This is a genomic window from Pseudoalteromonas neustonica (assembly GCF_001653135.1).
Classification (GTDB): Bacteria; Pseudomonadota; Gammaproteobacteria; order Enterobacterales; family Alteromonadaceae; genus Pseudoalteromonas; species Pseudoalteromonas neustonica.
Window position 1 is genome coordinate 72032 of sequence record NZ_BDDS01000016.1, and the last position, 10482, is coordinate 82513.

General features: G+C 35.8%; 8 protein-coding genes. 3 read left to right on the forward strand and 5 right to left on the reverse strand.

The window, feature by feature from the left end:
- Nucleotides 1–111 precede the first annotated feature (111 nt).
- Entirely contained in the window at nucleotides 112–486 is a 375-nt protein-coding gene (locus A7967_RS17275; protein ID WP_064435904.1) for a helix-turn-helix domain-containing protein, read from the reverse strand.
- Nucleotides 487–1356: 870 nt separating this feature from the next.
- Between A7967_RS17275 and A7967_RS17280 the strand changes: the two genes are divergently transcribed.
- Nucleotides 1357–3573, forward strand: coding sequence for an ATP-dependent nuclease (locus tag A7967_RS17280; RefSeq protein ID WP_064435905.1), 2217 nt, complete (start codon nucleotides 1357–1359; stop codon nucleotides 3571–3573).
- A gap of 2 nt (nucleotides 3574–3575) precedes the next feature.
- Nucleotides 3576–5372, forward strand: a complete 1797-nt coding sequence (locus A7967_RS17285; protein WP_064435906.1) for a UvrD-helicase domain-containing protein — start codon at nucleotides 3576–3578, stop codon at nucleotides 5370–5372.
- 216 nt (nucleotides 5373–5588) lie between these two features.
- Here A7967_RS17285 and A7967_RS17290 read toward each other — a convergent pair whose 3' ends face one another.
- The gene (locus tag A7967_RS17290) at nucleotides 5589–6128 is read right to left on the reverse strand and encodes a VspR family transcription factor (RefSeq protein ID WP_157756420.1); all 540 of its coding nucleotides are present in this window, start codon (nucleotides 6126–6128) and stop codon (nucleotides 5589–5591) included.
- A gap of 121 nt (nucleotides 6129–6249) precedes the next feature.
- On the opposite strand from A7967_RS17290, the gene A7967_RS17295 reads away from it, so the two are divergent.
- Nucleotides 6250–6552, forward strand: a complete 303-nt coding sequence (locus A7967_RS17295) for a helix-turn-helix domain-containing protein (protein WP_064435911.1) — start codon at nucleotides 6250–6252, stop codon at nucleotides 6550–6552.
- A 303-nt stretch (nucleotides 6553–6855) separates the two neighbouring features.
- Here the strand turns inward: A7967_RS17295 and A7967_RS17300 are convergent, their stop codons facing one another.
- From A7967_RS17300 to A7967_RS17310, 3 genes are read right to left on the reverse strand one after another with little or no spacing between them, the layout of a single operon-like run.
- The gene (locus A7967_RS17300) at nucleotides 6856–8784 is read right to left on the reverse strand and encodes a DUF3732 domain-containing protein (RefSeq protein ID WP_064435908.1); all 1929 of its coding nucleotides are present in this window, start codon (nucleotides 8782–8784) and stop codon (nucleotides 6856–6858) included.
- On the reverse strand, nucleotides 8784–9260 hold the full coding sequence (locus A7967_RS17305) for a three component ABC system middle component (RefSeq protein WP_064435909.1): 477 nt from the start codon (nucleotides 9258–9260) through the stop codon (nucleotides 8784–8786). Before A7967_RS17305 ends, A7967_RS17300 begins: the two co-directional genes overlap by 1 nt.
- Nucleotides 9250–10437: an ABC-three component system protein gene (locus A7967_RS17310; protein ID WP_064435910.1), complete on the reverse strand. Its 1188-nt coding sequence runs from the start codon at nucleotides 10435–10437 to the stop codon at nucleotides 9250–9252. Before A7967_RS17310 ends, A7967_RS17305 begins: the two co-directional genes overlap by 11 nt.
- Between the last annotated feature and the right edge of the window lie 45 nt (nucleotides 10438–10482).

Below are 10482 nucleotides of genomic sequence, written 5' to 3' on the forward strand. Positions count from 1 at the left end.
CGCCCGCTTCACGGGCAACTTGTAGTGAAGCATTTTTGTGTGATACTGACGCACAGCGTCAACACAAAAATGTGTAGCGAAAAGTTGTCCCAGTGAAAGCGCTTGTTATGGCTAAGCTGTGCCGCTACTAATTATTTTTTTAACGTCATTTGAAATGGTTTTTTGTGAAACCATTGTTTTTTCAGCTATAGAAGCTTGTGTTAATCCCTGATCTAAAAGTTTTTTCACCGTCTCCCTGCGTATTTCCGCAGGCTGTTTCTCAATATGTTGGGTAGAAGTTTCTGTATAACCAGCCATTTGAGTTTGTGTCTGAATGACTCTAGCTGTTCCATCGCTAGAATCAGCTTTTACAGTAATACTTCCGTTACTACTCTGGTTAATTTCATAGCTGCTTACATTTCCGTTTTCAATACCTTCCGCTAAAGCTCGGAGTGTATTAGCAACATTGGTTTTTGATTGGACAACAAGAGGGTTATCTTCTGGCATGGTAGAGCTCCAATTAATCTAAGTTGAAACGCACTCTACCAGAGGACACATTGAATTACTAGTGATTTCCAGTAATTTCTAGTAATTACTGGTGTGACTGAGGTTATAATTCGCTCAATGAGCCATAACATTTTAGTATTTATGCTACACGCAGTTTGTGTTGCATAATCGCTTGTTGGACTGAGGCGCTACCTGCTCGGTATGTCAGAGTTGGTGTTGTTTATGCTATGGGAATTTGTTTTTATGGCCTAAGTGATATCAAACCAATTTCATTGGTGTGCCTATCGTTTCTAAGCTATCCCTGCGTTACTCAGCATTCATTATGTGCCTATCAAACCGAATATTTAACCGTTAAGCAATGATATTTTTCTTACGCGCAGTCACGACTAGCCTGAGCAGTTAAGCAGGTTAAATCATTGATTTGATGCAGCAAGCAAAGCTGCTAACTCGTTCGCGTTATTTTATTTGTCACCACACTTAAATTATTCATCATACCAGTAAATGGCAAGATACCAATTAACAGTGAGAGCTATGGATAAATCAAAGTAATGTAATGCTTGACCGCTTTTTGACTGGCAGGTTATCGCTCTAAGCCGTCCTTAGGGGGTAACTCATTTTTGCGCCTAAACGTGTTTCGCTAATTTTTCAGAAAATTACTAAAAACGAAATTCACCATACAAAAAATTATCTTTTAATTTGTCCTCGCATTTATGAGGAAATACATTTCATCACCAATTGTATAAAAGCTGACCTGCCATTCACTTGTGTGATCAAAATTAAGCTTCGTTTTATGTACTTCGTGGTACATTATTCATCAGATGATTTAGGCAGTGATGTCGTGTTGCGTGCCGATAAGTAAAGGATAACAAAGTGCATATTAGTAGCTTAAACCTAATTAACTACCGTAATTTTAAGAATGTCAAACTTAACTTTAACAAAGGTATCAACACTGTGATTGGTGAGAATGCATCAGGTAAGACCAACTTATTTCGAGCCCTGAGATTGCTGCTCGACAACTCGATGCCTAGGTCGTCGACAAAACTGTCTGAGGGTGATTTCTGTAGAGCGCTAGGTAGTTGGAAAGGTCACTGGATTATCATAAGTTGTGAGTTCGATGATATTTCTAGTGATGAAGCTAGTCAGTCACTGTTCCTTCATGGAAATGGGAATATCGAAGGTGAAGAAGAGATGGTAACCAAAGCAACCTACAACCTTATATTCAGACCTAAAGCTCATATACGACAAGCGATTTCAACAATCCCCGTTGGCGACACTCCAGCGTTAGAAGAGTATTTAAATGATATCTCAACAGATGACTATGAAACGGTTTTAACTGGAAAAAGTACTGCTAATTTTGCTGACCCAGAAGTATATAAAGCTATTGTAGGTGATTTTGATGCTGTTGTTTTTCCAAATGAGTTAAACAACCCAGAAATTGGGATACGACTACCATATATCCTAAATATGCCGAATGAGGTTTCATTCACCTATATTAAGGCATTGAGAGATGTAGTTTCAGATTTCCACAACAATAGAACAAACCCCCTACTAACACTGTTAAAAAGTAAGTCGGGTGAAATTTCCCCAGAGGATTTTCAACCAATAGCTGAGTTAATTAGGACTTTGAATGAGAATATTGAAGGCCTAAATGACGTTTGTGATGTTAGAGATGACATTGCATCAACAGTAGGCGATACAGTTGGAGATACGTATTCTCCAAATTCAGTCTCGATCCGCTCAAGTTTGACAGATGATTCAGACCAGCTATTTCAGTCCTTGAAGCTTTTTGTTGCTGAGTCAAACGATGGGTATGAAGGTGCTATTCATGAAATGAGTTTAGGGGGCGCTAATCTTTTATACCTCACATTAAAAATTTTAGAGTTTAAGTATCAAAACTCTAATCAATCAATCGCAAACTTTTTATTGATAGAGGAACCAGAAGCTCATATTCATACGCATATTCAAAAATCATTGTTCGACAACATCAAGTACGAAAATACTCAAATTATTTATTCGACCCACTCATCGCATATTTCAGAGGTCAGCAATATAAGAAACATGAACATTATTGGTCTGGTAGATGGCAATTGTGAGGTTTTCCAACCAGCTAAGGGGCTGACCAAGGAGCAAAGTGGCTTCGTTCAGCGGTATCTAGATGCTATTCGAAGCAATCTATTATTTGCACGAAGTGTCATTTTAGTTGAAGGTGATGCAGAAGAAATCTTAATACCCGTTTTGTTTAAAAAATCAACAGGAATAAGCTTGGATGAGATGGGAATTAGTCTTGTCAATATAAGAAGTACTGGATTCGAAAATATCGCAATGCTCTTTAACGATGAACGTATTAGGAAACGCTGTAGTATTATTACTGACCTAGACTCTGCGTTTTTTAATACTGAAATCCAAGAACAGGATAGTGAAGCTTTAAAGAATAAAAAGAGAAAAGCTAAAGGTTCAGAGGAGTCAGGAGCTAATCGTAAACTTATACTAGATCAGTTCTGCGATAATAACCCTTGGTTAAGTCCTTTCTATGCAAAACACACTTTTGAAGTAGATTTTATTAAGTGTTCTAATAGCGTATATCTTAAAAATGTTGTTGAAAACGTTTACGTTGATCCTGCAACAAGAGTCACAGCCAAGGAAGATCTATCTAAAGCCGATATAGCCACATCTGGAATGAGGGCATTAACGATGGCGAATCATCAAGGTAAGGGCTGGTTTGCTATAACTCTTGGAAAGGCGATCAACTTTAAAGTAGTAATTCCAGAGTACATTCTTGAGGCAATCAAATTTGCACATGTTGAATTTGATTCAGTTCTTACCTTTAAAATACTAAGCTATCGATTTAACTCTATTAAGGAGCATGTCGCTGAAGGTAAAAAGCACATAGAAAAAGCTGACGCGGATGGAGACATGAACCTAAAAGCTCGGTGTGAAGCTTATCTGCTACCATTGGAAACAGGTATCGAAGTATTTGCGCCTAAATGGGATGTATTCGACTCGGCTACCGATGACATCAATGAGATTAAGGCTTCATTTATAGCTGATTTTCCAACAGAAAATCATCATTTGCTAGAAAGGATTTAGTAATGTTCGTATGGAATAAAGATGATCTTAATGATGAGCAAGTGGATGCCATTCGACAAGCGGGCAATGTATTCCTTGAGGCATGCCCTGGTAGTGGAAAAACACGAACATTAACGTATAAAATTGCTCTTGAATTGTCTAAGTTGACCGATGAAAAGAAATGGATTGTAGCAATTACATACACTAATCGTGCAGCTGATGAAATTCGTGAGAGAATAGAGTTACTAGGAGTTGAAACTTCTCAACTATGGATTGGGACGATTCATTCATTTTGCTTAGAGTGGATTATAAAACCATATGGGTTATACCATGACAGGCTTAAAAACGGTTTCAAAGTCATTAACTCATATGATAGTGAAGATATTATAACCAATATTTGTCTTGGGTTACGACCTCAACAATATATTACATACTACCAATGTTCACATTTTTATACACCAACAGGGCTGAATATTACAGGAAGCGGTGGGAGCTTAGCTACTAGTGTTCTGGAAGCTTATCATCAACACCTAGACAATAATCACCAAATAGATTTTGAACAGATATTGTACTTCTCTTACGAACTCCTGCGTAACAAGGTCGCTATATCAAAAATCTTATCTAATCTTTTTTCTTACTTCTTTATAGATGAATATCAAGATACCAAAGAGATTCAGTATTCAATTGTAGCTAGCATTATGAGGGCTAATCCGAGTAAAGTGACAACATTTATAGTAGGTGACCCAAACCAAGCCATATATACATCATTAGGTGGTTATGCGATAGCTCATACAGAACTTGAATCTTTAACCGCTGCTTCATTTGCTTCAATGTCTTTGGATAAAAATTATAGAAGCTCACTAAAGATTATAGAGTATTATCGAAATTATAATGTTAGTCCAAGTGCAACTAGTGCAGAAGGTAGTGAGAGAGATTATCAGAGTATAATAACCTATGATCAAGTAACTCACAAAGATGACTTAGTTGAGCAGGTAAGTCGATATATTGAGCACAACATTGAAAATTTCAATATCCCTGAGCGTGATATTTGCGTAATTGCTCCTTGGTGGACGCATTTAGCTGCACTAACACGAAACTTAGTGAATCGGTTGCCTCAATATAGTTTTGATGGCCCTGGTTTAGTACCATTCTCTAGAGACCTTGAGAACTTCTGGTACAAGCTTACAAGAATTATTCTCACTGAGCCCTCCCCTAGCATGTATGTCAAACGTTTAAGGTGGGCATCGGAAATTTTATATGATTTAGAAATTGCAATGGTGGATATAGCCCCTTTCACTTCGAAAGAACTCTTAAAATCAATTAACTCAATTTCAATAGACGAGGAGGACGGAATTACTTACCTATGCTATTTCTTCGATGAGCTATTCAAAAGATTAGGGGTTGAATACTCTCTTTATCCAATGTTGCAAGAACACTATGAATCTTTTTTGAGTAGTACAGAAGATCGCATAGACAGGCTCCGCAGAGATAGCGAGGAATTTGCTACAGATATAGAGGCATTTCGAAGAGCTTTTAAGCCGAGAAGTGGAATAAAAGTTTCTACTATCCACGGGGTTAAAGGTGGTGAATATGACGCAGTTATATCCTTCGGTTTACTTGAGGGGTTAGTTCCTAATTTTAATGACTCATCAGAAGATAGTGCTAAGAAGCTTCTCTATGTTATTGGCTCTAGAGCAAGGAAAAACCTGCACTTGATCTCTGAAAGAGGGCGAATGCTAGGCTATAGCCCAAATCAAACCGAACGTACGTCCACTAAAGCTCTTCAACGCGTGCAATTTCCCTATGATCATTTTGTATAGAACTGACAGCAATTAGTTTAGTTTTGTCCTATCTCAATTTGTTTTAAGCGAGTAGCTTAGGGAAGTAACTCTAAAAGGCTTTTGTCCAGAAACGAGCTAGTGCGATCGTCCGATTCTAGCTCATACAGGTGTGTCATAAAGCCTAAACCTATTCAGTCAAAACTGCTAGGTCAGATATGAGCTACTACAAATCAGGGCAATAAGTGGCAGCTAAAATTAGTACCCAACCGCACTATCCCCTTTCCTAGTATCAAGACACTCCCCTAAAATATTCTGTACCGCTGTTATACGACCTAAACATCGATATTTTTCCTCTTTGGCCAAATCAAACTTTGACCTCAGTAAAGCAATAATTGCAGGATATTCGTTCATGTAACTTTGGTACTCTTCCATTTCAGATGTGCTAATAAGTAGGCTATATCTATACTTTATAAGTCTGTCATTTAACATAGCCTTAAACTCCTCATCAGGTATTAAGTAATTTCCAGTCTTCGGATTATCTAAATTATAAAAATGTTGCTTAAATTTTTCTGTATGGATATATCTAATTTTTTGTGTATTTTTCTTACCAAGCTTTAGTAAATATCCGTCATTAACAAGTCGATAAAGCTGTCGATGGATAAAAACTCTTGCTTTAAACTCATTTTTTGAAGAGCTATACAAGTGCATATAGGTTTCGACTAATTCAGAAACCGAAAAATTATCAATTCTTTTTTCCACTAAAAGTAAGTACATGGCTTCATTTAAATTTTTCATAATCAACGATGACCGATATTAAAGTTAAAAATCTCAAGCTTAGTATTCCTAAGTATACAACATTAGCATAAACTTAGAGAATCTAAGTATTGATATTGTGAATTAAGATGAGTTCTTGGAAATTTCAATTAACCCAATCCCTGGGCGAATTAAACAGGCACGAGTTTCTAAGGGGATCTCTCAAAAAGAGCTCGGCATTAGAATTGGGCTTGACCAAAGTTCTGCAAGTAGTCGTATGAACCACTATGAAAAAGGTAGACATACCCCTGATATTCCAACTCTTAAAAGAGTAGCGGATGAATTAGGAGTCCCTTTAGCTTATTTTTTTTGTGAATCAGACCTATCAGCAAAGCTGAGTTGCTTAATTGATAATTTGAGTGAAAAAGAGAAAGCTGAACTAATACTAAAACTAAATAAACAATAGCTGTACTAGCCCAAGTTAAAAAGCAATCTCATGATATAAATTTATTAGCACAACCCAATAACTGCGGGTGTATATAGGTAATTTAAGTCTTTAATCTAGCTCTAAATGAGTAATTGTTTATCTAGTAACTTCTAATATAATTATGTCACACAGTGACTTATATTTATAAGGGAATAAGCCACCAATACAAAAACTCAAATCTAAATAAAGCTATTAACCACAGCCTACGGCCCCACCTTCAAATATGTAGATTTCACGAACAAAGCTGATGCACTTAAACACTACCATATTCCAAAAATAGACTTAAATCCAAGATTTAGGTATCAAAGCCCTTTCGCCTCTCCAGGGAGGCTCAACTAAAGAGTCTTGGAACCAATCTTCCTCTAAATTAGCATGCTCAGTAACAATAATTTGAAAACTACGGTTGTCAAACTGACAGTAATCATAAAATAACTTGAATAGTCTAGTTACTTCCTCGATATCAGCATCACCAGACTGCATAAGTTCTCCTTCCAGACTTTGATATCTAGTGATATCTGGGAAATGTACTTGAGATGGTTGATCAAGTACAAATATAGAGGGTACTGGTAAATCCTTCATCCTAAAGTACTTGTGAAGAGACAAATAAGTAATTACATGACAGCCCAACCAATTCTCAGCACTTCCTTGTCTTTTCATTGGTGTTGAACCGTGAGGGTTATCAGCAAAAACCGTTAATCTAGATATATCTAATCGATAGGGGTTATCTGCATATTCAAGTTTTAAATCCTTTGCATAATTAGACATGTAATTACCAACGATATTTAAAGATGATGAAAGCCGATCTAACACAGTATCATCATCAAGCTCATCCTCCAGTATTGACACCTTATGTTGCAATTCTTCAATCTCAGCCGTTAGATCTGAATTAGGTGCAGTTTCTTTGACGCTTTCTAAAAAAAGAGAAATTCTACCTATTATTTTAGATATGTATGCATTTCTATCTTTTAGTAATTTACTTTCTTTCTTTTGTGTAATTAAAGAGCGAATTTTTTGTTGGAGGTCATCGATTATAATTTGAGTATCATTTTCCTTACTTGAAAGCTTCTGAATATATTCCTGTAGTTTTGGGGAGCTATGTGTAATTGTTTTAATCTCTTCGCGAACACTATTTAATGAGTAATGTAGGCTTTTGATAGTTTCATCATCTTGGCTCTTAGTACCACATACTGGGCACTCTAGTTCCTTAGATGAATCAAATAGATCTATCACATTTAAGCGAGCTTTCCTCTCTAACATATTCCCAAGATGAGAATTATGATGTTGCTCAAATATCCTAGTTTTAGATATCTTTTCCTGGAGTTCGATTTGTGCATTCTTAGTTTCGATTAATTCAGTTTGTAATTTATATAACTCATCACTAGATTCTTTTAATTCATGGTGGGGCTCCCAGCCAGATATGCTCTTAAGGAAACTTATACACTCAAAAAATGATAAGTCAGAATTAATCAACTCTTTACTTATTAACCCTACGGTAGATGCTTCATATAATAACTGTAATGCTACCTTTGTACTCTGTGAGCTAACGTCAGTATATTGCTTTAATAACGATAATTTATCTTTTAAGGTTCGTTTTGCATTCTTTAATAACTCCATATCTTGGAGTCTTTTATTCGTGACCGCACCTAAAAAGTAAGGAAATGTATCTTTTATTGATTGTGCTAAGAATGGCTCATCTTGTCTGTGGAATAATGTTTTTTTATTTGCTATTTCACCTTGCTCTTGAAAAATAAAACTTTTGGCATGCTTTAAGTTTGCTCTGTAAGCGCCATCTGTTTTCTCTTTTCTAAAAGTAACGTTATCATCTAAGCCTAGCTCTCTATCAATTTCGTAAAGCACCCCATCATCATTGGAGTTTATAACCAACTCTGACTTACATGGTATTTTAAGATTTGCGCCAATTAATAAGCACACTTCTGAATTTGAAGCTTTACCATTTTTAGGAGGTTGTTTTGCTACAAATATTTGTTTCCCTTTCAATTGATAAGTTACTGCATACCAACTAACAACATCTCGATTCACACCATCAAATATCTCAAAATCAGAACGACCCATACAGTAATCAATTATACTTATAATTGCTGACTTACCAGTTCTAGACTTACCTGTGATTACGTTTAATGAGTTGATTTTGAATTTAACTTCTCGGGTTTCACCCTTGTTACTATATAAAACAATATTTAATACTTGCATTATAATTTAATCCCTAACAGTGCTAGCATTGTAGACTCGCAATTAAACCTTCCACAGATGGCTCCAAGTTTTTTGGCTGCAAAGGTATATTCGGATATATACTCAGCATTTTTTATCATCTTATTAATTTTTTTATTATCAATTAGAGAAACTCGAAAATCTTCATCTAAATCAATTATTCCTTGACCACGTAAGAGCAAGCTTGATTTTGAAATATAAGGCTCAAGACTGTTTACTCTCTCAGTAAGCCCAACAACTATCTGAGGTTCGTTCTGTAGCCATAAATGAAACTTTGATGCTGCGGTTTTTGGTAATACTAGTCTTGACTCTTTGTGTAATATTATAGGTATAAGTATATAAGGCAGATATAACGGAATTTTTTTTAAAGCCTTAGAGTTATACCCATCAACTATAGATGAATATAACAAAGCGCAAAAAGCAGGATTCAACAACTCACTTACTTCATTATTTTGCATGCTTTATTTCCTTGGGCTCTATTATTTCCTTGAGTTTTTCAACAAAGTCAGGGTGCCACCCAAGTGAGGGCGGAGTTTTATTAGCTAGAATATGGTAACTTCCAACCATAATAAATCGTTGGGACACTTTTCTACGTATCCTAATATCAGCTTGTGTTTCTACCCAATTAAAGATTTTTCTACCAGCTTTTTTTATTTCTTTTTCTTCAGCATCTTCTAATTCATCAATTACAGAGAGTCTGAACCTTGTCCAATCATCCTTTAATCTCCGCTCATAATTACTTATGTCATAATCTATAGACAGATCATCTACTACCCATTTAGTACGTTGATTGTAAGCTCGATAATAATCAAGAATTGCATTATGAATTCTTTCAGTTCCTACACCGACAAGCTCTAGCTGTTTTACAAATTGGTACCCTAAAAACCCTTCCTTCTCATTATTTGACATTTCCAAATCTTCGAAGTCTATAGGGAGAGTGTCTGGGTGATATTCATATGAAAGATCAAGGACTTTTTGAACTACTTCATTCCGCCATAATTTGTCTTTTCTACCTAATAAAAAAGCTATGACATTATTAAACCACCACCCTTCTAGCTTTTCATACAAGCTATCAATAAAAGTACTTTGTACAGTTAGCTCTAACCTATTTTTAATTTTTCCAACGATCTCCTCACTATTATCTTCATTGGCAATAATTATCATGGATTCACACATTACTTTTTTTTGTTTAGGTGATAGCTTGAGATAATTAGAGATAGATTTGAGCAATTTTTTATTTTTTATTTCGTCAGCTGCTTTATCCAACATTCTTAATGCTTCAGCTTCATCTCTTCCGTTTTTGGTGAGTAAACTAGCGATCGAATTCTCTGTTATTGTTGAAGTCGTAGCGAGGTAATACTTTAGTCCCTCATGGCTAACATTACCTTTCAAAATTTGCTCAGCCCAAATTCCAATTGTTTTCCAGAGATCAACTGACTTATCGTTTAGATTGTCCTTATTAATATGATGCTTTAGTTGAAAAAGTTCATGCTCATCTTTTTTCTTAACCTCGACATCATCTAAAGCTTCTAGCTTTACATAATAGGCCTCAGTATCTTCAATTGCCCTATACAGCGCGTACCTAATTTGATAAAGGTACCCCAGTTTTGCAAAACCTGCTTGATGGTTACTCACCTTGATAGTCCTTCAACACGCGAATTCAATTATCTTATCTTATAT

What these genes read in the sequence shown, in the direction of transcription:
- A7967_RS17300 (WP_064435908.1), bottom strand. Translation starts at nt 8,784, where the DNA reads ATGCAAGTATTAAATATTGTTTTATATAGTAACAAGGGTGAAACCCGA.
- A7967_RS17290 (WP_157756420.1), bottom strand. Translation starts at nt 6,128, where the DNA reads ATGAAAAATTTAAATGAAGCCATGTACTTACTTTTAGTGGAAAAAAGA.
- A7967_RS17275 (WP_064435904.1), bottom strand. Translation starts at nt 486, where the DNA reads ATGCCAGAAGATAACCCTCTTGTTGTCCAATCAAAAACCAATGTTGCT.
- A7967_RS17285 (WP_064435906.1), top strand. Translation starts at nt 3,576, where the DNA reads ATGTTCGTATGGAATAAAGATGATCTTAATGATGAGCAAGTGGATGCC.
- A7967_RS17305 (WP_064435909.1), bottom strand. Translation starts at nt 9,260, where the DNA reads ATGCAAAATAATGAAGTAAGTGAGTTGTTGAATCCTGCTTTTTGCGCT.